We start from the raw sequence: 23,949 nt of genomic DNA, 5'->3' as shown, positions 1-23,949 counted from the left end.
CTTCCTCAGCCGGCACTTGCCGGCAGGGGAGCGGGCACCTGGTGGGGCGCCGGCTCGGGAATCGGCACCGGGATCGGCTTGATCAGGCGCGCGCGGGCATCGGCGGCGGTGTGCCACAGGTTCCACGCCATCACCCACATGCCGGACAGGATGAACACGCCGCCGGCCCAGCGGATCAGGTACATCGGCTTGATCGCGAGCAGGCTGTCGAGGAAGCCGTAGGTCAGCGCGCCGTCCGGGTTGGTGGCGCGCCACATCAGGCCCTCGGTGACGCCGGCGGTCCACATCGAGCCCACGTACAGCAGGGTGCCGATGATGTGCAGCCAGAAGTGCAGCTCCATGCCCTGGCGCGAGTGCATCTCCGGCCGGCCCAGCGCACGCGGCGCCATCGCGTAGAGCGAACCGATGGTGATCATCGCCACCCAGCCCAGCGAGCCGGAGTGCACGTGGGCGATGGTCCAGTCGGTGTAGTGCGACAGCGAGTTCACCGTCTTGATCGCCATCATCGAGCCTTCGAAGGTGGAGGCGCCGTAGAACACCAGCGACAGCACCATGAACTTGGCCGCCGGATCGGTGCGCAGGCGATGCCACACGCCGTTGAAGGTGAGCAGGCCGTTTGCCGCCGAGCCCAGGCTCGGCATCAGCAGCACCAGCGAGAACGCCATGCCCACCGACTGCACCCAGTCGGGCAGGGCGGTATACATCAGGTGGTGCGCGCCGGCCCACATGTAGACCGAGATCAGCGCCCAGAAATTGACGATCGAGAAGCGGTAGCTCCACAGCGGCTGCTTGGCCTGCCGCGGCACGAAGTAATACATCATGCCGAGGAAGCCGGCGGTGAGGAAGAACGCCACCGCGTTGTGGCCGTACCACCACTGCACCATCGCATCGACCACGCCGGAGTAGATCGAGTACGACTTGGTCAGCGAGACCGGGATGGCCAGGTTGTTGACGATGTGCAGCAGGCCCACCGCGATGATGAAGGCGCCGTAGTACCAGTTCGCCACGTAGATGTGCTTGATCCGCCGGCGCGCCAGCGAGCCGAAGAACACCACGCCGAAGCTCACCCAGACCACCGCGATCAGGATGTCGATGAACCATTCCGGCTCGGCGTATTCCTTGCTCTGGGTCAGCCCCAGCGGCATCGTGGTCATCGCCAGCACGCAGACCAGTTGCCAGCCCCAGAAGGTGAATGCGGCGAGCTTCCTGAAAGCCAGCCGCGCGTGGCCGGTGCGCTGCACCACGTAATAGCAGGTGCCCATCAGCGCCGAGCCGCCGAACGCGAAGATCACGCCGAAGGTGTGGTCGGGCCGGATGCGGCTGAAGGTCAGCCACGGCACGTTGAAATTGAGCACCGGCCACATCAGTTCGGCGGCGGCATAGACGCCGACGGACATGCCGATGATGCCCCATACGGCGGCCGCGAGCAGGAACTGGCGGACGACCTTGTCGTTGTAGTATTCGGTGTTCGGCATCGGCTTTTCCGGCTGGACAGCGGGGCATTTTGGCGGCAAGCATGCGGCGAAGTGCTGACCTCGATCAAGCAACTGCGGCATTCCGTCCACGTCATCGCGGCGGAGGCCGGCGCTACCGGTCGGGCGAGTATCCTTGGCATCTTCAGTCGCGGCCTGCCGCGACCAGACATTCCGGTTGAATCCATGAGTGAGATCGTTTCGCAACAACCCCGTCCGGCGGCGCCCGCGCCGCGCCGCGCCAGCGTGGGCGTGCAGGTCGGCAAGGTCAAGGTAGGCGGCGGCGCCCCGATCGTGGTGCAGTCGATGACCAATACCGACACCGAGGACCCGGCCAGCACCGCGAAACAGATCGCCGAGCTGGCCCGCGCCGGCTCCGAGCTGGTGCGCATCACGGTGAACACGCCGGCCGCCGCGGCCGCGGTGCCGCGCATCGCCGAGCGGCTGGCGATGATGGGCGTGGACGTGCCCATCATCGGCGACTTCCACTACAACGGCCACCAGTTGCTGGAGCGCGAACCGGCCTGCGCCGAGGTGCTGGCGAAGTACCGCATCAACCCCGGCAACGTCGGTTTCGGCAAGAAGCACGAAAGCCAGTTCGCCTCGATCATCGAGAAGGCGCTGCGCTACGGCAAGCCGGTGCGCATCGGCGCCAACTGGGGTTCGCTGGACCAGTCCATGGTGGCCGCGCTGATGGACGAGAACGCGCGGCGCGCCGAGCCGTGGGATGCCGCGCACGTGGCGCGCGAAGCCTTGATCCGTTCCGCGCTGGATTCGGCCGCGCGTGCCGAGGAGCTCGGCCTGCCGCGCGAGCGCATCATCCTTTCATGCAAGGTTTCCGGCGTGCAGGAGCTGATCGCCGTGTACCGCGACATCGCCGCGCGCGGCGACTACGCGCTGCACCTGGGCCTGACCGAGGCCGGCATGGGTTCGAAGGGCATCACCGCCTCGGCCGCTGCGCTGGCGGTGCTGCTGCAGGAGGGCATCGGCGACACCATCCGCATCTCGCTCACGCCCGAACCCGGTGCCTCGCGCACCGGCGAGGTGATCGTGGCGCAGGAGCTGCTGCAGACGATGGGTCTGCGCTCGTTCACGCCGCTGGTCACCGCCTGCCCGGGTTGCGGGCGCACCACCAGCGAGTTCTTCCAGGAACTGGCCAAGACCGTGCAGGAACACGTGCGCGAGCAGATGCCGCTGTGGCGGGTGAAATACGACGGCGTGGAGAACCTCACCCTGGCGGTGATGGGCTGCATCGTCAACGGGCCGGGCGAATCCAAGCACGCCAACATCGGCATCTCGTTGCCGGGCAACGGCGAGGCGCCGGCCGCGCCGGTGTTCATCGACGGCGAGAAGGCGATGACGCTGCGCGGCGACAACATCGCCAACGAGTTCGTCGACATCCTCGACGACTACGTGGCGCGCAAGTACGCCACGCGCGCTAGCTGAAAGTCGTGCCGGGCTGCCACAGCCGCGGGCCGAGATCGGTCCAGCTGCCGACCCGCCCAGGTTGCGCGGCCAGCGCGCCGGCCTGCGCCAGGTAGTCCGCGCGCGCCATCTCGAACGCACCCAGGCTCAGCGTGTGGGCGTTGGCTACCTGCGCATCGAGCAGCGGGCAGCCCTGTTCGTGCAGCAGCCGCGCCAGCGCGATCAGTGCCACCCGCGAACCACCGCTCTCGGCGCTGAACATCGACTCGCCGCAAAACAGCTTGCCGACAGACAGGCCGTAGACGCCGCCGACCAGGCGCTCGCCGTCCCAGGTCTCCACGCTGTGCGCGTAACCGAGCTGGTGCAGGTGGAGGTAGGCGTCGATCATGGCCGGTACGATCCAGCTGCCCGAGCTGTTGTCGCGCGGCGCCGCGCAACCGCGGATCACCGCCTCGAACGCCCGGTCGATCGTCACCCGCCAGCGCTTGCCGGCGAGCTGGCGACGCAGGCTGCGGTTCGGCCGCAACGCGTCGGTGCGAAACACGCAGCGCGGGTCCGGCGACCACCACAGGATCGGCTCGCCCTCGCCGAACCAGGGGAAGATGCCTTGCCGGTAGGCGGCCAGCAGCCGGCCCGGCGACAGGTCGCCGCCGAAGGCAAGCAGGCCGTTCGGTTCGGCCAGTGCGCGGGAGGGATCGGGAAAGCGCTCCGGCGCGTCGGCATCGAGCAGGGGCAGGCGGATCATGGCGCAGCCTCGTCGTGCTGCGCGTACGGGCTGTGTTGCCGCAATTCTTCCGCGTAGGCATCCACCGCCGGTGCCTCGCGCGCCAGCGCGCTGGCCACCGCCGCGCGGAAGCCCGGGTGGGCGAGCCAGTGGCGCGACTGCGTGCGCGCGGGCAGGAAGCCGCGTGCCAGCTTGTGCTCGCCCTGCGCCCCGGGCTCGAAGCGGTGCAGTCGCTGCGCAATGGCGTACTCGATGCCGCGGTAATAGCAGAGTTCGAAATGCAGCCCGGGCACGTCGACCATGCTGCCCCAGTAACGACCGTAGAGCACGCCGTCGCCCTGCACGAACAACGCCATCGCCACGATCTCGCCGCCCGCGCGGGCCAGCGCGAGCTGTGCCAGCGGACCGAGTTCGCCGAGCTGCCGGAAGAAGGCGACGGTCAGCACCGCGTGGTTGCCCTTGTCGTCGAAGGTGGCTTCGTACAGCGCGTGCACGCGATTCCACTCGTGCTCGTCGAGCGTGTCGCCGCTGCGCCATTCGACCGCCAACCCGCTGGCGGCGATCTGGGTGCGTTCGCGCAGGATGTTCTTGCGCTTCTTGTGCGTCAGCGCGGCGAGGAAATCCGGGAAGTGGCGGTAGCCGCGGTTGTGCCAGTGGAACTGCACGTCCGAGCGGGCCAGCCAGTCGTCGCCGAAGGCCGGCGCCTCCGTGGCCAGCAGGAAGTTCGCGTGCACCGAGGACAGCCCCAGCCGCTTCGCCTCGGTGCGCATCGCCTCGACCAGCGCCTGCCGCAGCGCGGGCGTGTCAGCCAGCAGGCGCGGGCCGGGCACCGGCGAGTAGGGCACGCCGCAGAGCAGCTTCGGGTAGTACTCGCCGCCGGCGCGCTCCCACGCGCTGGCCCAGCTCCAGTCGAACACGAACTCGCCGTGCGAGTTGCCTTTCAGGTACAGCGGCGCGGCGGCCACCAGGCGATCGTGGTCGTACAGGCCCAGGTGGTGTGCCTGCCAGCCCCAGTCGGGACGGATGCAGCCGGTGTCTTCCAGCGCATGCAGGAACGCGTGCGACACGAACGGATTCGCCCCGCCGCGCAAATCGTCCCACGCCGCGGCAGGCAGTTCGGCGATCGCGTCGTGGAAGCGGATGTGCATGACTCGGCACGTGCCGTAGGAGCCCGCTTGCGGGCGATGCTTCTGTTTTTTTCAATCCCGGCCAGAAGCATCGCCCGCGAGCGGGCTCCTGCGGGCAGGTCAGCCCGCCGGCGTCTGCTGGTCGAGCCAGCGTTCGGCGTCCAGCGCGGCCATGCAGCCGAAGCCGGCGGAGGTGATCGCCTGGCGATAGACGTGGTCGGCGACGTCGCCGGCGGCAAACACGCCGGGGATCGAGGTCATCGTGGCCATGCCGTTCTGGCCGCTGTGGATGCGGATGTAGCCGTCGTGCATGTCCAGCTGGCCGGCAAAGATGCCGGTGTTCGGGGTGTGGCCGATCGCCACGAAGAAGCCGGTGGCCGCGATGTCGCGGGTGGCGCCGGAGTTGACGTCCTTCACGCGCACGCCGGTGACGCCGGTGTCGTCGCCGAGCACCTCGTCGATGGTGTGGTTCCAGACCAGCTCGATCTTGCCCGCGGCCTCCTTCTCGAACAGCTTGTCCTGCATGATCTTCTCCGCGCGCAGCTTGTCGCGGCGGTGCACCAGGTAGACCTTGCGGCCGATGTTGGCCAGGTACAGCGCTTCCTCCACCGCGGTGTTGCCGCCGCCGATCACCACCACGTCCTGGTCGCGGAAGAAGAAGCCGTCGCAGGTCGCGCAGGCCGACACGCCCTTGCCCTTGAACTTCTCCTCGCTGGCGATGCCCAGATACTTCGCGGTGGCGCCGGTGCTGATGATCAGCGCATCGGCGGTGTACTCGCCGGAGTCGCCGACCAGCCGGAACGGGCGCTGCTTGAGGTCGGCGGTGTGGATGTGGTCGAAGATCATCTCGGTGTGGAAGCGCTCGGCGTGCTCGGCCATGCGCTGCATCAGCGCCGGACCCTGCAGCCCCTCGACGTCGCCCGGCCAGTTGTCCACGTCGGTGGTGGTCATCAGCTGGCCGCCCTGCTGCAGGCCGGTGATCATGGTCGGCTTGAGATTGGCGCGGGCGGCGTACACCGCGGCGGTGTAGCCGGCAGGACCGGAGCCGAGGATCAGCAGGCGGCTGTGCTTGGGGGTGGGCATGGCAGGTATAATCCTTGGGTTTGCTGGTGGCTTGAGCGGCTATTCGCTGCAGCTGCAGCCGGGGTTTCACCGAAACCGGGCCTGCAGGTGGCAACAACGAATGCGACCCCCGGAGAATGGGGAATCCGCGTGGCTGATTCAAGTCGCCGGCAGATCAACGACACCACCGCGGCAGTTGCGCGATGGACTTTCCACGTGTTCCCACAGGATTCTTTTGCCATGCGTATCGGTATCCCCTCCGAAACCAAGACCCTCGAAGGTCGTGTCGCCCTTGTTCCCGCCGCTGCTGCCGACCTGGTGCGTCGCGGCCATGAGGTGTTCATCCAGGCCGGGGCCGGCCTGAAGAGCGGTTTTTCGGACGAGGCGTACGTCAACGCCGGCATCAAGATCGTGGCCGATGCCGCCGCGCTGTACGAGGCGGGCGAACTGATCGTCAAGGTGAAGGAGCCGATCGCCGGCGACCTGGCCCTGCTGAAGAAGCACCACTTGCTGTTCTGCTATCTGCACCTGGCGGCGGAGCCGGCGTTGACCCGCAGCCTGCTCGACATCGGCCTGACCGGCGTGGCGTTCGAGTCGGTGGAAGATCACGGTGGCCTGCCGCTGTTGCACCCGATGTCGGTGATCGCCGGTCGCATCGCCACCCAGTGCGGCACCACGCTGCTGCATCGTCCGCAGGGCGGCAAGGGCAAGCTGCTCGGCGGCATGGCCTCGACTCCGCGCGGCAAGGTGGTGGTGCTCGGTGCCGGCGCGGCCGGCGGCAATGCCGCGGCGCTGGCGGCGCAGGCCGGCGCCAACGTGGTGGTGTTCGACAAGCGCCAGGATCGCCTGGCCGAGATGATGGCGCTGGGCCCGAACGTCACCGCGCTGTACGCCTATGAATCCTCGGTGGCCGAGGAAGTGCGCGACGCCGACCTGGTCGTCGGCGCGGTGCTGATCCCCAGCGCCAAGGCGCCGCACGTGGTCACCGAGGCAATGGTCGAGTCGATGGAGCCGGGCAGCGTGCTGGTGGACATCGCGATCGACCAGGGCGGCTGCTTCGAGACCTCCAGGCCGACCACCTGGGAGCACCCGACCTACGACGTGCACGGCGTCACCCATTTCTGTGTCACCAACATGCCCGGCGCGGTGCCGCAGACCTCGTCGGTGGCGATCTCCGCGGCGATCCTGCCGTACGTGCAGCGGCTGGCCGGCGGCAACGCGTGGCGCGAGTTCGAGCCGCTCAAGGTCGGCATCAACATCGACGGCGGCAAGCTGGTACATCCGGCGCTGCAAGGTATGCTCTGACCCTGGTCACGAAGAAAGGGGCACCCCGGGTGGCGCGCGGCGCGAACGCAAGGCAACAACCCAAGGCAGGCCTCAGCGATGAGTTGAAACGCCGGCTGCGCGAAGCCGGCGCCCTGCTGCTGTTGCCGCTGGCGGTGTACCTGCTGGTGTGCCTGTTCAGCTACAACCCGCATGACCCCAGCTGGACCAATGCCGGCCAACTGGAGCATGCGCGCAACTTCGGCGGCACCGTGGGTGCCTACGTGGCTGACCTGCTGCGCTGGATCTTCGGCCTGGTGGCGTATTGCTTCCCGTTGTTGCTGCTGCTGCTCGGCGTGCAGGTGCTGCGCCAGCGCGGACAGCAACCGCAGCATCCGTGGGAACCGGCGCTGCGGCTGGTCGGCTTCGTGTTCTTCTTCATCACCGGGCCGGCGCTGCTGTATCTGAACTTTGCCCAGGAGCCGGTGCAGCCGCAGGGCGTGGGCGGCATCATCGGCGTGTGGGTGGGCCATGCGGTGCTGTCGGCGTTCGGCTCCACCGGTGCGCCGCTGCTGTTGCTGGCGCTGTTCCTGATTGCGGTGACGCTGGCCACCGGGCTGTCCTGGTTCGGCGTGATGGACTGGACCGGCCAGGCCGTGCTGCAGCTGGCCGGCTGGCTGCGCGGCAAGCTGCGCGAGGCACCGCAACTGCTGGCCGCGCGCCAGGCGCGCAGCGAGCGCGAGGTGATCAAGAAGGCCGACGCGGTGAAGCAGGCCCGGCGCGAGCCGGTGCGCATCGAGGCGGCACCCGCACCGGTGACCAAGAGCGAGCGCGCGCGGCTGGAGACGCAGATCCCGCTGTTCGCCGGCGCCGCCGCGCCGGGCGAACTGCCGCCGCTGTCGCTGCTCGACGAAGCGCCGGAGCAGGGGCCTGGCTATACCGAGGAAACCCTGGAGGTCCTCTCGCGCCAGGTCGAGTTCAAGCTCAAGGACTTCAAGATCGACGTGAAGGTGGTCGGCGCCTATCCCGGGCCGGTGATCACCCGTTTCGAGATGGAACCGGCACCCGGCATCCGCGGTTCGCAGGTATCGAGCCTGGACAAGGACATCGCCCGCGGCCTGTCGGTGGTGAGCGTGCGCGTGGTCGACGTGATCCCGGGCAAGAACGTGATCGGGCTGGAGATCCCCAACACGCGCAAGCAGATCGTCTACTTGTCCGAGATCCTGCGTTCGGACAAGTACGACCAGGCCCGCTCGCCGCTGGCGCTGGCGTTGGGCAAGGACATCGGCGGCAAGCCGGTGGTGGTGGATCTGGCCAAGATGCCGCATCTGCTGGTGGCCGGCACCACCGGTTCAGGCAAGTCGGTGGCGGTCAACGCGATGGTGCTGAGCCTGCTGTACAAGGCCAGCCCCAAAGACGTGCGCATGATCATGATCGATCCGAAGATGCTGGAGCTCTCGGTGTACGAGGGCATCCCGCACCTGCTTGCGCCGGTGGTCACCGACATGAAGGAGGCGGCCAACGCGCTGCGCTGGTGCGTGGCCGAGATGGAGCGCCGCTACAAGCTGATGGCCGCCGTGGGCGTGCGCAACCTGTCCGGTTTCAACAAGAAGGTGAAGGACGCCGAGAACGCCGGCCAGCCGCTGCTCGATCCGCTGTTCCGGCCCAACCCGGAGATGCCGAACCTGGCCGCTGACCCGCTGGAGCCGCTGCCGAACATCGTGGTGTTCATCGACGAATTCGCCGACATGATGATGATCGTCGGCAAGAAGGTCGAGGAGCTGATCGCGCGCCTGGCGCAGAAGGCGCGCGCCGCCGGCGTGCACCTGATCCTGGCCACCCAGCGCCCGTCGGTGGACGTGATCACCGGCCTGATCAAGGCGAACATTCCCACCCGCATCGCGTTCCAGGTGTCCAGCAAGATCGACTCGCGCACGATTCTCGACCAGAGCGGCGCCGAGGCGCTGCTCGGCCACGGCGACATGCTCTACCTGCCGCCGGGCACCGCCACCCCCGAGCGCGTGCACGGCGCCTTCGTCGACGACCACGAGGTGCACGGCGTGGTCAACTGGCTGAGGTCGCAGGGCGGACCAGACTACGTCGAAGGCGTGCTGGAGGAAGTACAGACCACCAGCGACGGCAAGTTCATCAACGACTCCGGCCTGCCGCAGGACGGCGAGGAAGGCGGCGACGCCGACACCCAGCTCTATGACAAGGCCGTGGCGGTGGTCACGCAGACTCGCCGCGCCTCGATCTCCGGCGTGCAGAGGCATTTGCGCATCGGCTACAACCGCGCCGCGCGGCTGGTGGAACAGATGGAAGCCGACGGCGTGGTCAGCGCCCCGCAGCACAACGGCAACCGCGAGGTGCTGGCGCCGCCACCGCCCAAGGACTGAACGGGTATCCCGCTGCGGGCGCAAAACCGGCATGATGCGCTCCTGCCGCGCGCCCGATCCGGGGACCGGACGCGTGACGGTCTTCATGGGTACTCTTGGGCGCGTACATCGGTCATGGTGTCGAATTTGCCGCAACACGATGGGAACGATGCCGCGTGGGCGTCGCTGGCCGGCGACGTCCATCGCCTGGTACGGCAGAACCGCGCGCAGGATGCGCTGTCGCTCGTCGAGCGATTCCTTGGCTCGGCACCAAACTGCCGGATCGTCGAACCGCTGCAGTTGCGCGCACAGCTGTTGCTGTCGCTGGGGCGTCCGCGGCAGGCCGTGCCGGCGTTCGAAGTCGCAATGGCCGCCGCGCCCGGGGACGGGCGCCTGCTGCTAGGGCTTGCCATGGCGCACGGCGAAAGCGGCCAGCCCGAGGCGGCCGAGGCGGCGGCGCGCGGCGCGCTCGCGCAGTCGCTCGACCATCCGCACGTGCATTACGTGCTGGCTCGCGCCCTGTTCGAACAGGATCGGTTCGTCGAGGCCGAGGCGGAGCTTCGGCGGGTAGTGGCGGCGGCGCCGCAACACCTGGCTGCAGATACCATGCTGGCCGAAGTGGTGTGGATGCGCAGCGGCGACATGGATGCGGTGTCCATCGCGCTCGACGTCGGCAGCGACGCCCGCTCGTGCGTCGAGCTGCGCATGATCAAGGCCCGGCTGTGGGGTCAGACCGGCGCGGCCGAACGGGCGTACGCCGAACTTGCGCCGCTGCTCGAAGCGTACCCGCAGCACACCGCGCTGCACTTGCTGGCGGCGGAATGCGCGTTGCAGCTGGACCCGCCCCGGGCGCTGGCGCTCATCACGCACGCGCTGCAACTGGAGCCGCGCAACCGGGAAGCACATCGCTTGCACGGCGACATCCTGCTCGCGGCCGGGCTGCCGGAAGCGGCGGCCAGCCTGGCCGGCCGGCTGCTCGCGCTGGACGGCAACGACGTGTCCGCCTTCGCGTTGCAGGCCGCGGCGTGGCATGCGCTGGGCGATCCGCGTTATCCGGCGTTGTACGACTACCCGCGGCTGGTTCGCTCCTGTCGCATCGACGTACCACCGGGCTGGGCCAGTCTCGACGATTATCTGCACGATCTCGCGGCCAGCCTGCACGCACGGCACAACCCGTTGCGGGCGCACCCGCCCACGCAGTCGGCGCGCACCGGCACGCAGGTCGAATTGCGCCCCGGCAGCCCCTCGGCGGATCGGGCGGTGCGGGCATTTCCGGCGGCGGTCGATGGCGCCATTCGCCGTTACATGGAGACGGTGATGGCCGCGGGCACCGACGCCTTTTCGCGGCGTGGCACCGGCCGCTATCGTTTCAGCGGCATGTGGTCGGTGCGGCTGAAGTCACAGGGACACCATACGAGCCATTTCCACGGCAAGGGCTGGATATCCTCGGCCTGCCACATCGAAGTGCCGGCGTCGTTGTCCGACGACGACCGCAGCGGATGGTTGAAGTTCGGCCACGAGTTGCCGTCCGGATCGTCCGCCGGGCACTGCGTCAAGCCGGTACCGGGCGTGCTCACCCTGTTCCCTTCGTGGATGTGGCATGGCACGGTGCCGTTCGCGGCCGCTCCCGGCGATTACCGCCTGTCGGTCGCTTTCGACCTGGTTCCTGATTGACACGGAAGCGTTTGATTAAGCCAGTGGATGACACACTTGTCTTTACCCATTCGGAAATGGCCATGACCCGCAATCGCATCGTTCTCTGCATCGTCACCCTGTTTGCCCTGGGCGTGGCCGGCCTCGCCCAGGCGGCCACTGGTCCGGCGCGTGCGCGGCTGGATGCGTTTGCCACCGGCCTGCATTCGCTGACCGGGCATTTCAGCCAGACGCTGACCAACGTCAACGGCCAAGGCAGCAAGACCAGTTCCGGCACGCTCGCGCTGGAGGCGCCGCGGGAGTTCCGCTGGGACACCACCACGCCGTACAAGCAGACCATCGTCGCCGATGGCGGCCGGGTGTGGATGTACGACCCGGAGCTGGAACAGGTCACCGTGCGCGAGCAGAGCACCGAGGAGGCGCACAGCCCGCTGACCGTGCTGACCGACCTCAAGCAGCTGGACAAGGAGTTCAACGCCAGCGAACGCGGCGAAAAGGACGGGCTCGCCTGGTTGCGGCTCACCTCCACCAGCAAGGATGCGCAGTTCGCCTGGGTCGACCTCGGTTTCGACGCGAACGGCCTGGCCCGGATGACCTTCCGCGACCAGCTGGGCGCGACCACCGAGATCCGCTTCTCGCAATGGCAGCGCAACCCCGTGCTGCCGCCGGGCACGTTCAACTTCGTGCCGCCGGAGGGCGCCGACGTGATCGGCGACGTGCCGCAGATCAGCATCCAGCCGATCCGGGACTGAGGGGGCGATGGCCGTGCTGCGGCAGTTGCCGCGCTGGGCGTGGATCGGCGGCGGCGTCCTGGCGTTCATCGCCGGCATCGTCAACGCGGCCGGCTATCTGGGCTTTCGCCATCAGGCGATCACCAACCTGACCGGGTCGACCACCTTGCTCGGTGCATCGCTCGGCCTGGCGGACGGACCCGAAGCGGTGCATTGGGGTCTGTCGGTGGCGGCGTTCGTGTTCGGTGCGTTGCTCAGCGGGTTGATCGTGCAGCAGCAGACGCTGAAACTCGGCCGCCGCTACGGCGTGGCGCTGGTGCTGGAGTCGCTGCTGCTGTTCGCGGCGGTGCCGCTGTTGCATGCCAATGATTCGGGCGGCATCTACCTGGCCTCGATCGGCATCGGTCTGCAGAACGGCATGGCGAGCACCTATAGCGGGATGGTGTTCCGCACCACCCACGTCTCCGGCATGTTCACCGATCTCGGCATCTACATCGGCCAGCGGATGCGCGGCCTGCCGGTGGATGCGCTGCGCGTGGGCGTGTGCCTGCTGGTGGTGAGCTGTTTCACCCTGGGCGGCACGGCCGGCGCATTGTTGTTCCGCTACATGGGCGAGCGCGCCCTGCTGGTACCGGCCGCGCTGACCGGCCTGTGCGGCATGGGCTATGGCATCTACCGGCAGTACACCTTGAGCCGGGGCGACCGCGCGGCCAACTGAGCGCTCGATTCAGCTGGCCACCGCATAGCGGTTGCGCCCATTGCGCTTGGCCTCGTACAGCGCCTTGTCGGCGCGCGACAGCCATTGCTCGATCGATTCGCCGGGGTGCAGGGCGGTGACGCCGATGCTCACCGTGACATGGATCGGCCGGTCCTGGTAGGACACGGCGGTACCGGCCATGGCGGCGCAGATGCGCTCGGCGATCTCGCTGGCCCGGGCCACGCTGGTGTCGGGCAGGCACAGCACGAACTCCTCGCCGCCATAGCGGCCGAGCAGGTCGCGCTGGCGGCAATGGCGCTGGATCACCTCCACCGCGCCGCGGATCACGGTGTCGCCGGCGAGGTGGCCGTGGGTGTCGTTGATCAGCTTGAAGCGGTCCAGGTCGAACAGCGCGATGCAGATCGAGTGCTCCCGCGATCGTTCGCATTCCAGCCGCGCCAGCTCCAGGAGTCGGCGCCGGTTGTAGATGCCGGTGAGCCCGTCAGTGCTGGCCAGTTCGTCCAGGCGCTGGTTGGCGGCGCGCAGGTCGCGCGTGTGTTCGTTGATCTGCCGCTGCAGCTGCAGCGCCTGCCGGCGCAGGTAGAGCGTGCGCAGATGCACCAGCAGCACCACCAGGCCGATCAGCAGCGCGACCGCCGCCAGCTTGCTGTACCAGGTCTCGTACCAGCGCGGGGCGACCGTCACCAGCAGGCGGCTTTCGACCGTGCGCGGATACATGCCTTGCGTGCTTGCGCGCAGATACAGCACGTAGTCGCCGTGCGCGAGGTTGGTGTAGTTCGCGCCGGGCTTGGCGCCGGCCGGGATGTCGACCCAGCCGTCGTCCAGGCCGGTCATGCGGTAGCTGTACGAGGTTTCGCCGGGAGAGCGGTAATCGAGCAGGGAGAAGTCCACGCGCAGGTTGCGGTTGCGCTGGTCGAGCGTGATCGTGTCGCCGTCATGCGGCAGTTTGCCGAACGGCAGCGCCACCGTGCCGACCACGGCACGGGTGATCGCCAGCGGGACGTCGTCGTCGTCGTCGACCTGGATGGCCGGGCGGATCACCGTCAGGCCGCCCAGGCCACCGAACAGCAGCGAGCCGTCGGGCGCGTAGGCGGCGGTGTCGGCATAGTGGTAGCTGCGGATGTGCAGGCCGTCGCGAGAGCCCAGGTTGCGCACCGCGTGGCTGCGCGCGTCGATGCGCGCGATCCCGCTGGAAGTGGCGGCCCAGATGTGGCCCCGGTCGTCGCTGAGCGCGCTGGTGACCTTGTCGCTGAGCAGGCCTTCGGCCACGCCGATGCTGGAGAAACGCCACGGGTCCTTGCCGATGCTTTCGGCCAGGCCGCCCGAGGTGCTCACCCACACGTGTCCCTGCGGGTCCAGCGTCGCCGCACTCACCGAATCGCCGGGCAGGGTGGCCGGATCGCCCTCGCGGTGGCCGAGGTTGCGGAAGCCATCGCTGGCCCCGCTGTCGCCGGCTATGCTGATGCCGCGCGAGGTGCTGTACCACCATTCGTCGCCGACCTTGAGGATTTGCCGCACCGTGTTGCTGGCCAGGCTGGTCGGGTCGTCCGGGTCGTGCCGGACGTGGTCCAGCACGTGCGTGGTGGTGTCGTAGCGAAACAGTCCGTCGTAGGTGCCGATGAGCAGGTGGCTGCCATCCAGGCGCAGGCTCAGCACCGGCACGTTTTCCAGCGCGGGCAGCACGGATGAACTGATGGCGAAGGTGTGCGGGTCAACTTTCGCCAGGCCCTGGGTGCCCACCCAGATCGAGCCGTCTGCCACTTCGGCAAAGGACTGCACGTCGCGCAGCGTCTGCGTGCCGCCGAGCCGCAGGTGGCGCATCTGCCCGGCGTGCAGGTCGATCACGTCGATGCGGCCGGCGCTCAGGCCGATCCAGATCAGCCCGCGGCTGTCCACGTAGACGCCGCGCACGCTGGTGTCGCTGAGCGTGTTCGATTCCAGCGGCGAGGGCAGCACCGAGAACGCGCCGCGGTCGCCCAGGTAGGTGCGGGTCAGGCCGAGGTCGGTGGCTGCCCACAGATTGCCGGCGCGATCATGCAACAGTGCGCGGACCGAGTCGCCGGGCAGCGACGAGGCCACCGCCGGGTCGTGCTCGATCCGTTGCAGCGACGCATCGCCGGGACGATAAGCCAGCACGCCGCTGCCGTCGGTCGCGATCCACATCGTGCCCGGCACGGCCTCCTGGAAGTCACGCACGGTGGCGTGCTGGGTGCCTTTGCGGTAGCCGCCGAATCCCGGCACCGGATGCCACTGCCCGTCGCTGTCGCGGTAGGCGGCGCCGGCCTGGCCGCTGCCGGCCCACAGGTGGCCGGCGCGGTCCTCGTCGATCGCCCAGATCTGGTTCGCCAGCACGGTGGCCGCCGCGGTATCCGCAGGCAGCGGTGGGCGTTCGAATTGATCGATGCCGGCGCGTCGCACGAACAGGCCATTGTTGTTGCCCAGCCACAGATTGCCCGCGCGATCCTGCATCACGCTGAAGTTGCGCGGCGCGGTTTCGCTGCCGGTGTCGATGTGGCGGATCGCGTTGCTGCGCAGGTCGAGATGGTCCAGACCCTGTTCGGTGGCCACCCACACACCGCCGGCGTGGTCGTCGGCGAGGGCGAAGATCTTGCGGTCGGAGACGCCGCCCGGGCCGTTGGGATAGGTGTGGAAGCTGTTGGTCGCCGGGTCGAAGCGCACCAGGCCGCCGGCGTTGGTGCCGATCAGCATGCCGCCGTCGGGCAGGGCCAGCAGGCAGCGCACGTAGGCGTCGGGCAGGCCCTTGACGGGCTCGCCGCGGATGTCGAACAGCTGGGTGCGGTAGCCGTCGTAGCGGGCCAGCCCGACCATTGTGCCTACCCACAGCAGGCCCTCGCGATCCTGCGCCAGTGCGGTGACGATGGTCGACGGAAAGCCTTCCGCGCTGGATACCTTGTCGAACCATGGCGATTCGAACGGCGCCCACGGATCGACCGGAGTAGCGATGCCCGCACCGGCCCGGAGCAACAGCAACAGCGCTCCCAACAGGCCCAACCATGGGCGTCGCAGGCGCCTCGGCTTCACCCAGGCCACCCGTGGTCGCACGACGTCACGCCCGGCAGCTCGATGCGCCCGGTTTCTCCCATACCGCCAATGGCTCCCCGCACGATCACGTTCTGGCCGTCCCCCGGCGCATGCCGCCGAGTCGGCTCGACAAGGCAAGGTCCATGATACCGGCATGCACTGCGTTTCGGCAGGCGGGTGCCGCGGGTGCATGCCTTATCATCGGCGCATGACTCCCCCCGTTGCCCCGGCCGGCCCCGGCCTGTTCGCCGAGCCCGACGCGCTCAAGCCCTTGGCCGAACGCATGCGCCCGCGCAGCCTCGATGAAATCGTCGGCCAGCAGCGGCTGGTCGGTCCGGACAAGGCGCTGCGCCGTGCGCTGGAGGCCGGCAAGATCCACTCGATGGTGCTGTGGGGACCGCCCGGCTGCGGCAAGACCACGCTGGCGCTGCTGGTGGCGCGTTACGCCGACGCGGATTTCCGCGCGATCTCGGCCGTGCTGTCCGGCCTGCCGGACGTGCGCAAGGCGCTGGCCGAGGCCGAGGTGAATTTCGCGCAGGGCCGGCGCACCGTGCTGTTCGTCGACGAGGTGCACCGCTTCAACAAGACCCAGCAGGATGCCTTCCTGCCGCACATCGAGCGCGGCGTGATCATCTTCATCGGCGCCACCACCGAGAACCCCTCGTTCGAGCTGAACTCCGCGCTGCTGTCGCGCTGCCGCGTGCACGTGCTGGAACCGGTTTCCATCGACGACATCATTGCCGCGCTGAAGCGTGCGCTGGCCGACGGCGAGCGCGGCCTCGGCGAACTGCAATTGCAGGTGTCCGACGAATCGCTGGATTCGATCGCCCAGGCCGCCGACGGCGACGTGCGCCGCGCGCTGACCCTGCTGGAAATCGCCGCCGAGCTGGCCGACGACGGGCGTATCGACGAAACCACATTGACCCAGGTGCTGGCCGACCGCACGCGCCGCTTCGACAAGCAGGGCGAGCAGTTCTACGACCAGATCTCGGCGCTGCACAAATCCGTGCGTTCGTCCGATCCCGACGCGGCGGTGTACTGGCTGTGCCGCATGCTCGACGGCGGCGTCGACCCGCTGTACCTGGCCCGGCGCATGACCCGCATGGCGGTGGAAGACGTCGGCCTGGCCGAGCCGCGCGCCTGGCGCATGGCGCTCGATGCGTGGGATACCTACGAGCACCTGGGCAGCCCCGAAGGCGAACTGGGCCTGGCCCAGCTGGCGATCTGGCTGGCCATCTCGCCCAAGAGCAACGCCGCCTACATGGCCTACAACAAGGCCCGCGACGCGGTGCGCAACGGCGGCACGCTGGACGTGCCGATGCACCTGCGCAACGCGCCGACGAAATTGATGAAAGGCCTCGGCTACGGCAAGGGCTACCAGTACGACCACGACGCCGAGGGCGGCATCGCGCTGGACCAGCAGTGCCTGCCCGACGCGCTGGTCGGCACGGTGTTCTACGAACCGGTCGAACGCGGCCTGGAACTGCAACTGCGCGAAAAACTGCTGGCCCTGCGCGCCGCCCGCGAAAAAGCCCGCAACCCGTAGGGGCCCGCTCGCGGGCGATGCTCTCCCTCACGGCAAGCCGTCGCTGCAGACCCCCTTGCCGCCACCACGCTCCCCGGCCTAGATTCGGCTCATCAACCGGGGAGGGATGAACCATGCGCGTACTGGTGGCGGGTCTGATCGGCGGCATCGTGATGTTTTTCTGGGGCGTGGCCGCGCACATGGCGCTGGGGCTGGGCAGCGTCGGCATCAACCAGCCGCTCAACGAGAACGTGGCGCTGAGCGGGCTGCAGGAAGGGTTGGGCGACCGACCGGGCGTGTACCTGCTGCCCTCGCTCGATCCCAAGCAGACGGGCGACGCCGCCGTGGTGCGTGCCTATTCGATCAAGGCCGTGCGCTCGCCCTACGCCTGGGTGGTGTACCAGCCGCGCGGCACCGACATGATGCAGATGGGTCCGCAGATCGGGCGGCAATGGGCCTCCGACACGCTGGCATCGCTGGCGCTGGCCTTCGTCATGGGGCTGGCCGTGGTGGGCTTCCGCCGGCGCGTGGCGATCGCGGCGGCGGCGGCCGTGTTTGCCTGGCTCAGCAGCATGCTCCCGTACTGGAACTGGTACCGCTTTCCGCTCGATTTCACGCTCGCCGCCCTGGCCGAGCAACTGATCGGCTGGCTGCTCGCCGGCGCCGCGATGGCGTGGTGGCTGGGTCGCGGCGAGCGCTCGTCGAACCGTTCCCCCTGAGCGTAGGCGCGTAGCGCCGCACGCGGGGTGCGGCCAGGGATGGCCGCGGCTTTGAGGAGCGAGGAAGTCGAAGGGCCACCAAAAGCAGGGACGTGGCCGCATTCATTGCGGCCACCGGCCACGCGCAGCGATAATTCGCGGTTCAAGCCGTTACCTGGACCTCGCTCATGCTCGATCCCGCCCTGCTGCGTTCGCATCTCGCCGAAACCGCCGCACGCCTCGCCGAAACACGCGGCTACATGCTGGACGTGGCCGCCGTCGAGGCGCTGGAGAGTTCACGCAAGCAGTTGGCGATGGAGACCCAGGAGCTGCAGAACCTGCGCAACACCCGCTCCAGGGCGATCGGCCAGGCCAAGGCGAAAGGCGAGGACGTGGCACCGCTGATGGCCGAAGTCGCCGGCATCGGCGACAAGCTCAAGGCCAACGAGCAGGCCCTCGGCGACGTGCAGGCGAAACTTGCCGAGATCGCGCTGGGCATCCCCAACATTCCGGATGCCTCAGTACCGCTGGGCAAGGACGAAAAGGACAACGTCGAAGTCAGCCGCTGGGGCACGCCACGCGAGTTCGCGTTCGCGGTGAAGGACCACGTCGAACTGGGCGAGCGCCACGGCTGGCTCGACGGTGACGCCGGCGCCAAGCTCTCCGGCGCGCGCTTCACCGTGCTGCGCGGCCAGCTCGCGCATCTGCACCGCGCGCTCGGCCAGTTCATGCTCGACCTGCACACCGGCGAGCACGGCTATCTGGAATGCAACGTGCCGGTGATCGTCAACGCCGACACCATGCAGGGCACCGGCCAGCTGCCGAAGTTCGAGGAAGACCTGTTCGCCACCGAAGTCGGCGAGACCAAGCGTTACCTGATCCCCACCGCCGAAGTCTCGCTGACCAACCTGGTGCGCGACACCATCCAGGACGCCGACGCGCTGCCGCTGCGCATGACCGCGCACACGCTGTGCTTCCGCGCCGAAGCCGGCAGCTACGGCCGCGACACCCGCGGCATGATCCGCCAGCACCAGTTCGAGAAAGTGGAAATGGTGCACATCGCCCGCGCCGACCAGTCCCGCGCGCAGCTGGAGGAGATGGTCGGCCACGCCGAAACCGTGCTGCAGAAGCTTGGCCTGCCATACCGCAAGATGCTGTTGTGCACCGGCGACATGGGCTTCGGCGCGGCCAAGACCTACGACCTGGAAGTGTGGCTGCCCAGCCAGCAGACCTACCGCGAAATCTCCAGCTGCTCCAACTGCGTGGACTTCCAGGCCCGCCGCCTGCAGGCCCGCGTGCGCAACCCGGAAACCGGCAAGCCCGAACTGGTGCACACGCTCAACGGCTCCGGCCTCGCCATCGGCCGCACCCTGATCGCCGTGATGGAAAACAACCAGAACGACGACGGCTCGATCACCATCCCCGAAGCACTGCGCCCGTACATGGCTGGGCTCGACCGCATCGCATGAACACGCCGGCGCCCGCACGCGGCAACTGGGGCAGGGTGGAGTTCTACACCAGCTTCTTCCTGCTGCTGGTGCTGGCCGGCGTGATCGCCACCCGCCTCGGCTTCGACGGCGTCTGGCACCTGCCCACCGTGGACCTCGATCTCTCGATGGTCGCGCTGGCGCTCGTCCTCGCCAGCTTCTGGTTCGCCCGCCACAGCCGCCGCCGGCGCCTCGCCATCATCGCCTTCGCCAGCGCCACCCAACTGGTGCCGATGGTCGTGCGCGAACCAGTGTTGCTGGTTCCGCTGCTCGGCGCGCTGATTCCGGTGGCGATCTTGGTCGGCTGTCTGGTCGCGCTTTCGAAGAAGGGCGGCAACGGTCGCCCGCCGCAGGGTTCCTGATAGACTCGCCGCGTCGTGGGCAGCGCAAGGCTGCCATGCAAATTTCCATGGAGAGATGGCCGAGCGGTTTAAGGCAGCAGTCTTGAAAACTGCCGTAGTGGTAACACTACCGTGGGTTCGAATCCCACTCTCTCCGCCATCCTCAGGGGGTTAAGTGAACCTTGCCCCGTTCTTGAAGCTTGTGAAGACAATCGGCAATGGGGAATGTATGAACAAGCAAGGCGATGATGGCCTCGGCAAAGACATCAATGACTATCTGAATCACTACGTCCTTGTGGCCGATGGAAAAGCGGCGACGCTCGCCGCGGGGTCACTTGTGCTTGTGGGCTTGGCCCTAAGTTCCGAAGTGAACAACGCTGAACCCATCTTGTGGCTTATAGGTACGATCCTCGCCGGGCTATCTGCTGTGTTGGCGGGAGCGGTGCTTTATCCGCGTACCCCGCACTTGGGAAACGGACATATCTTCTGGGCAGATATCCGTTCATTCGATTCAGCGGAGTCGTATTGGAAGTCACTTCGTCAGCTTGATGGGGATGCTGTTGGGCGGGAGTACGCAAGACAGAATTATTTTGTCAGCCAAGTTCTCTTGAGAAAGAACACAATGGTTCAACGAACGATATGGGTGCTTGCTCTTGCGTGCTTGTGTCTGTCCATTGCTTTCGGGGTTCGGTAGATGGTTGCTCCGCTGAATCGGCTTATGGCTGCCGCACATCGTTCGGAAATTCGAGACAAAGTCCCTCGACTTCTACGCTTGCTAGATGCGGTCGCCACTGGCCGAGCGACGCCAACGGTTGACAATATCACTATTGGTTCTGGTAGGAAGGTCACGGCTTGCGTGATCTTCTTTGACATTCGAGGATTTACACAGCTTACGTCATCCGATGACCCGAACACCTTGAAACGAACGCTGTTCATCTTGAACTGCGTAATACCAGCAATGATGCGTGTTATGTATCGGTACGGCGCGTATGTTGAGAAAAATACTGGCGATGGATTGATGGCGATTCTTGGTGTTGAAACTAACGACCAAGAAACGGCAAAGAATGCGATAAACGTGGCTTCTGAAATGTTCTATGTGTTGCATGATTTGGTAAGTCCCGTATTGGGTGAGCAGGGCATTGCTCCGATAGATGCTCGCATCGGAATGGATATGGGGCCGCTACTGTTGGCACGGATCGGCCTACCTACTGGCAGTTCTGGACATGAGCGAAGCTCATTGACGGCGGTTGGACCGGCTGCTAATCGTGCATGCAAGCTTCAAGGATTGTCGGGAACAAATGAAATTTGGTGTGGTGATTCAATTCGGAATGCCGCGCCGCCAGATAAGCTGTATTTGTTCGCGGACGTGACGCCACAAGACTGGAATTGGCATTACGGTGGAAATGCTAACGCGCCATATCGCTGCTGGCGATACGATGGAGTCACTGATGACCCCTTCGCCACTTTGCTGGGTAACGCATTGCGCAGGCGGATATGAGGAAAAGGTGTCAGGGACAGCTTCGGTCTCAAAGCGCCACGCCCAACTCCTTGCAGTGCCAACCGTCACGCTTTCCATGCCGAGCGCGGGGCAGGGAGAGCCGCGCTCGACACTCCACAGTGCCTCGCACGGCTTTTTTTCATCGGAACCCGGCTCTCTTTCACCGGAGCGCGACTCTTTCCCAGCGGAACGCGGCACTCGACAGAGCCACGCTTGGCTCTTTTCCCTCGGCGCGCGGCTCTTTTCCGGCCGCGCCCGACTCTGCGGGGCCGGCTCCCGGCTCTTTCCCGGTGGAACCGGGCTTTTCCCCGCGCTCGCGCGGGATCGCCGGCAGGGGCGAGGGCTTGCCCGCGCAGTCGCGCGAGTCATGCGCCTACGCAGCATCGCCTTTTGAGCCTACGGCTGACGTGTGGGTAGCGGGCAGGTGGCGCGTTACGCTGCGGCGCCGGCCAACGGACCGGCTTGTCTGCAACCCCATCAATGGAGTGAACATGCCTCAGAACCTGATCGATATCGACCTGAATGCCGAAGTGCTGGCGGCCATCGACAATGCCCTGGCTGCACTGGAGACGGGCTTTGCCTCGCTGATCGCGCTGACGCCGGATCAGCGGCATCAGCTGACCAAGATGGGCGACAAGTCCGAGGCGTTCTGCCGGCAGGCCGGTCACGTGTTCAGCGACAACCCCGGGGTGCTGCCGCGCAATTTCGACCTAGCGGGTTACCAGCGCGACATCGCCACGCTGGATGCGTTGCGCCCGCGCCTGGTGCGGCTGGGCAAGCTGCACCAGCGCGGCGTCGACACCGAGATGGCGGTGGGCAGCGACCTGATGACCAATGCGCTGGAGGGTTACGCGGTACTGAAGGTGGCCGGCAAGGGGCAGGGACTGGACGAGGCGCGCAAGGCGCTGGCCGCCCGCTTCGCCCGCGGCCCGCGCAATTCCGCACCGGCCAATGACCCGGCGTCGAGCGAGCCGCTGCCGGCCTGATTCGTCATTTCCTGAAGTGGAAGAGGCCCCGCAAGCGGGACCTCTTTTTTTTCGGTCCTTCCGGGATTCCCGTGGGTAGCTGGGGATAGGAGGATGGGCGGGAGCGGTGAGCGGAGCCCGTCCAATGCGCGATGTAGAGCTATACCGGCAGATCCTTGGTCTATCAGCACCCTGGCGAGTAGCGGATGTTCATCTGGATCTACCAGGGAATCGGGTTGAGGTAGAGGTGGATCATCCGGAGGGATGTCGCTGGCGTTGCCCCAAGTGCGACCAGGAACTGCCGGTCCATGACCATGCGCCGGCGCGCGCTTGGCGCCACTTGGATACCTGCCAGCTGCAGACGATCCTCAAGGCACGGGTGCCTCGTGTTCGCTGCCCGGATCACGGCGTGGTGCAGGTCGCGGTGCCTTGGGCCGAGCCACGCTCTCGCTTCACGTTGCTGATGGAGCGCTGGATCATCGACGTGCTGCAGCAGTGCGCCACGGTCAGTGGCACCTGCCGGCTGCTGCATCTGTCCTGGGACGAGGTGTTCGGCGTCATGGAGCGAGCGGTGCGCCGTGGTCAGTCGCGCAAGGGGCCGCTGTCGCTGCGTCGGATCGGCGTGGATGAAAAGGCGTTCCGCAAAGGCCATTCGTACACGACCATTGTCAGTGACGTGGATCGTTCCACCATCGAGTACATGGCAGATGAGCGCACGCGTGGATCGCTGGCAGAGTTCTACGAGACCCTGACGCCGGAGCAGTGTGAGCACATCCAGGCGGTGGCCATGGACATGTGGGATCCCTATTTCCAGGCCACCGTGTCGCATGTCCCCGCGGCCACCGACAAGATCGTCTTCGATCGCTTCCACATCATGCAGCACATGGGGCAAGCCGTGGATGCGGTACGCAAGGCAGAGCATCGGGCCCTGCGCGCGACCGGGGACAACACCTTGGCGCGAACCAAATACCTGTGGCTCTACAGCCGGGAAAACCTGCCCCAGCAGCGACGGCATCAACTGCGTGACCTGATGGGGCAGAACCTCAAGGTGGCTCGTGCCTGGGCGATCAAGGAGGCCTTGCGCCACCTGTGGTCCTACCGGCGTGAGGCATGGGCACGCCGTTACTTCAAACACTGGTTCCACTGGGCCACGCACAGCCGCCTGGAGCCCATCCGGCAAGTTGCCCACATGCTCAAGCGGCGTCTGGACAACATAGTCACCTACTGTCGCCTACGCATCACCAACGCCGTCGCCGAAGGCATCAACAGCAAGCTCATGGCCATCAAGCGCCGGGCCTGCGGTTACCGCAACCCCGAACACTTCAAGACCGCCGCCTACTTCTTCTGCGGCGGCCTCGATGTTTACCCACGCTAAAGCCGGAAGGACCTTTTTTTCTGGCGCTCAGTGGCGCTGGCGGTGGATGGCGCGGCTGTTGCGGTTTTCCGCGCGGTTGAGGCGGCGGGTTTCGCCCTTGGTCAGGTGGCCGTTGTGCTTTGCTTCGGCGGCGCTTTCGCGCTGGGCGATGTTGGCGGCGCGGCGCTGGTCGTTGGCTGCCTGCTTCGGCGTGATGGTGCCGTTGGCGACGCCTTTCGCGATGCGCGCCTGCTGGTTGTCGATGCGCTGGTTGACCTCGTTGACGCGGGGGTGACCAGGGACGGTGGTGTCGGCGGCCATCGCGCTGGCGCTGGCGAACGCGGTGCAGGCGATCAGGCTGAGCAGACCGAGACGGATCATCGAAGCGTGGTTCATGACGGTGTCCTTCAGTGTGGGAGGCCGGCGGTTGGGTACTGCCATGTGGCGCCGGACGAACGGCGGCATGCCGGAAGGAGAACGCCGCTCGGG

The 23,949-nt window shown here is 67.1% G+C and carries 20 protein-coding genes and 1 tRNA gene; 15 read left to right on the top strand and 6 right to left on the bottom strand.

Going from position 1 to position 23,949, the window contains the following annotated elements:
* Positions 1-5: 5 nt before the first annotated feature.
* Positions 6-1,475, bottom strand: a complete 1,470-nt coding sequence (gene ccoN / locus ACFCQI_RS17420; RefSeq protein ID WP_395118740.1) for a cytochrome-c oxidase, cbb3-type subunit I — start codon at positions 1,473-1,475, stop codon at positions 6-8.
* Positions 1,476-1,658: 183 nt separating this feature from the next.
* On the opposite strand from ccoN, the gene ispG reads away from it, so the two are divergent.
* Positions 1,659-2,918, top strand: coding sequence for a flavodoxin-dependent (E)-4-hydroxy-3-methylbut-2-enyl-diphosphate synthase (ispG, locus tag ACFCQI_RS17415; RefSeq protein WP_395118738.1), 1,260 nt, complete (start codon positions 1,659-1,661; stop codon positions 2,916-2,918).
* Here the strand turns inward: ispG and aat are convergent.
* The 3 genes from aat to trxB form a co-directional block, all read right to left on the bottom strand.
* A complete protein-coding gene (gene aat, locus ACFCQI_RS17410) occupies positions 2,911-3,642 on the bottom strand; it encodes a leucyl/phenylalanyl-tRNA--protein transferase (RefSeq protein ID WP_395118736.1) in 732 nt (243 codons plus the stop codon). The genes ispG and aat overlap by 8 nt on opposite strands.
* On the bottom strand, positions 3,639-4,769 hold the full coding sequence (locus ACFCQI_RS17405; RefSeq protein WP_395118734.1) for a GNAT family N-acetyltransferase: 1,131 nt from the start codon (positions 4,767-4,769) through the stop codon (positions 3,639-3,641). Before ACFCQI_RS17405 ends, aat begins: the two co-directional genes overlap by 4 nt.
* Positions 4,770-4,868: 99 nt before the next feature.
* Positions 4,869-5,831: a thioredoxin-disulfide reductase gene (gene trxB, locus ACFCQI_RS17400; protein WP_395118732.1), complete on the bottom strand. Its 963-nt coding sequence runs from the start codon at positions 5,829-5,831 to the stop codon at positions 4,869-4,871.
* Between the two features lie 219 nt (positions 5,832-6,050).
* Between trxB and ald the strand changes: the two genes are divergently transcribed.
* The 5 genes from ald to ACFCQI_RS17375 all read left to right on the top strand — a co-directional run bounded on the left by ald (position 6,051) and on the right by ACFCQI_RS17375 (position 12,550).
* Entirely contained in the window at positions 6,051-7,115 is a 1,065-nt protein-coding gene (gene ald / locus ACFCQI_RS17395) for an alanine dehydrogenase (protein WP_395118730.1), read from the top strand.
* A gap of 29 nt (positions 7,116-7,144) precedes the next feature.
* Positions 7,145-9,469, top strand: coding sequence for a DNA translocase FtsK (locus ACFCQI_RS17390; RefSeq protein ID WP_395118728.1), 2,325 nt, complete (start codon positions 7,145-7,147; stop codon positions 9,467-9,469).
* Positions 9,470-9,583: 114 nt separating this feature from the next.
* Positions 9,584-11,122, top strand: coding sequence for a 2OG-Fe(II) oxygenase family protein (locus ACFCQI_RS17385; protein WP_395118726.1), 1,539 nt, complete (start codon positions 9,584-9,586; stop codon positions 11,120-11,122).
* Positions 11,123-11,184: 62 nt separating this feature from the next.
* Positions 11,185-11,853 (top strand): outer membrane lipoprotein chaperone LolA, encoded by a 669-nt coding sequence (gene lolA, locus ACFCQI_RS17380; RefSeq protein ID WP_395118724.1) that lies wholly within the window; start codon positions 11,185-11,187, stop codon positions 11,851-11,853.
* A gap of 7 nt (positions 11,854-11,860) precedes the next feature.
* Positions 11,861-12,550, top strand: coding sequence for a YoaK family protein (locus ACFCQI_RS17375; protein WP_395118722.1), 690 nt, complete (start codon positions 11,861-11,863; stop codon positions 12,548-12,550).
* A 9-nt stretch (positions 12,551-12,559) separates the two neighbouring features.
* On the opposite strand, the gene ACFCQI_RS17370 is transcribed toward ACFCQI_RS17375, so the two are convergent.
* Complete coding sequence (locus tag ACFCQI_RS17370) at positions 12,560-15,541, bottom strand: diguanylate cyclase (RefSeq protein ID WP_395118720.1); 2,982 nt, start codon at positions 15,539-15,541, stop codon at positions 12,560-12,562.
* A 259-nt stretch (positions 15,542-15,800) separates the two neighbouring features.
* On the opposite strand from ACFCQI_RS17370, the gene ACFCQI_RS17365 reads away from it, so the two are divergent.
* The 9 genes from ACFCQI_RS17365 (at position 15,801) to ACFCQI_RS17325 (ending at position 23,481) form a co-directional block, all read left to right on the top strand.
* The gene (locus ACFCQI_RS17365) at positions 15,801-17,138 is read left to right on the top strand and encodes a replication-associated recombination protein A (RefSeq protein ID WP_395118718.1); all 1,338 of its coding nucleotides are present in this window, start codon (positions 15,801-15,803) and stop codon (positions 17,136-17,138) included.
* A 113-nt stretch (positions 17,139-17,251) separates the two neighbouring features.
* Positions 17,252-17,836, top strand: coding sequence for a hypothetical protein (locus tag ACFCQI_RS17360; protein WP_395118716.1), 585 nt, complete (start codon positions 17,252-17,254; stop codon positions 17,834-17,836).
* Positions 17,837-18,003: 167 nt separating this feature from the next.
* Positions 18,004-19,284 carry a serine--tRNA ligase gene (gene serS / locus ACFCQI_RS17355; protein ID WP_395118714.1) on the top strand — a complete coding sequence of 427 codons (1,281 nt, stop codon included), beginning with the start codon at positions 18,004-18,006 and terminating at the stop codon, positions 19,282-19,284.
* On the top strand, positions 19,281-19,664 hold the full coding sequence (locus ACFCQI_RS17350; RefSeq protein ID WP_395118712.1) for an LrgA: 384 nt from the start codon (positions 19,281-19,283) through the stop codon (positions 19,662-19,664). Before serS ends, ACFCQI_RS17350 begins: the two co-directional genes overlap by 4 nt.
* A gap of 49 nt (positions 19,665-19,713) precedes the next feature.
* Positions 19,714-19,803 (top strand) — tRNA-Ser (locus ACFCQI_RS17345).
* Between the two features lie 69 nt (positions 19,804-19,872).
* Positions 19,873-20,337, top strand: a complete 465-nt coding sequence (locus ACFCQI_RS17340; protein WP_395118710.1) for a Pycsar system effector family protein — start codon at positions 19,873-19,875, stop codon at positions 20,335-20,337.
* 162 nt (positions 20,338-20,499) lie between these two features.
* On the top strand, positions 20,500-21,141 hold the full coding sequence (locus ACFCQI_RS17335) for an adenylate/guanylate cyclase domain-containing protein (RefSeq protein ID WP_395118708.1): 642 nt from the start codon (positions 20,500-20,502) through the stop codon (positions 21,139-21,141).
* Between the two features lie 491 nt (positions 21,142-21,632).
* Positions 21,633-22,127: a hypothetical protein gene (locus tag ACFCQI_RS17330; protein ID WP_395118706.1), complete on the top strand. Its 495-nt coding sequence runs from the start codon at positions 21,633-21,635 to the stop codon at positions 22,125-22,127.
* Positions 22,128-22,251: 124 nt separating this feature from the next.
* On the top strand, positions 22,252-23,481 hold the full coding sequence (locus tag ACFCQI_RS17325) for an ISL3 family transposase (RefSeq protein ID WP_395118704.1): 1,230 nt from the start codon (positions 22,252-22,254) through the stop codon (positions 23,479-23,481).
* Between the two features lie 27 nt (positions 23,482-23,508).
* Here the strand turns inward: ACFCQI_RS17325 and ACFCQI_RS17320 are convergent, their stop codons facing one another.
* Complete coding sequence (locus tag ACFCQI_RS17320) at positions 23,509-23,856, bottom strand: hypothetical protein (RefSeq protein WP_136257027.1); 348 nt, start codon at positions 23,854-23,856, stop codon at positions 23,509-23,511.
* Positions 23,857-23,949: the final 93 nt, after the last annotated feature.

Source organism: Rhodanobacter sp. FW102-FHT14D06, from assembly GCF_043950705.1.
Lineage (GTDB): Bacteria > Pseudomonadota > Gammaproteobacteria > Xanthomonadales > Rhodanobacteraceae > Rhodanobacter.
This window is presented reverse-complemented; position numbering and strand designations above follow the sequence as displayed.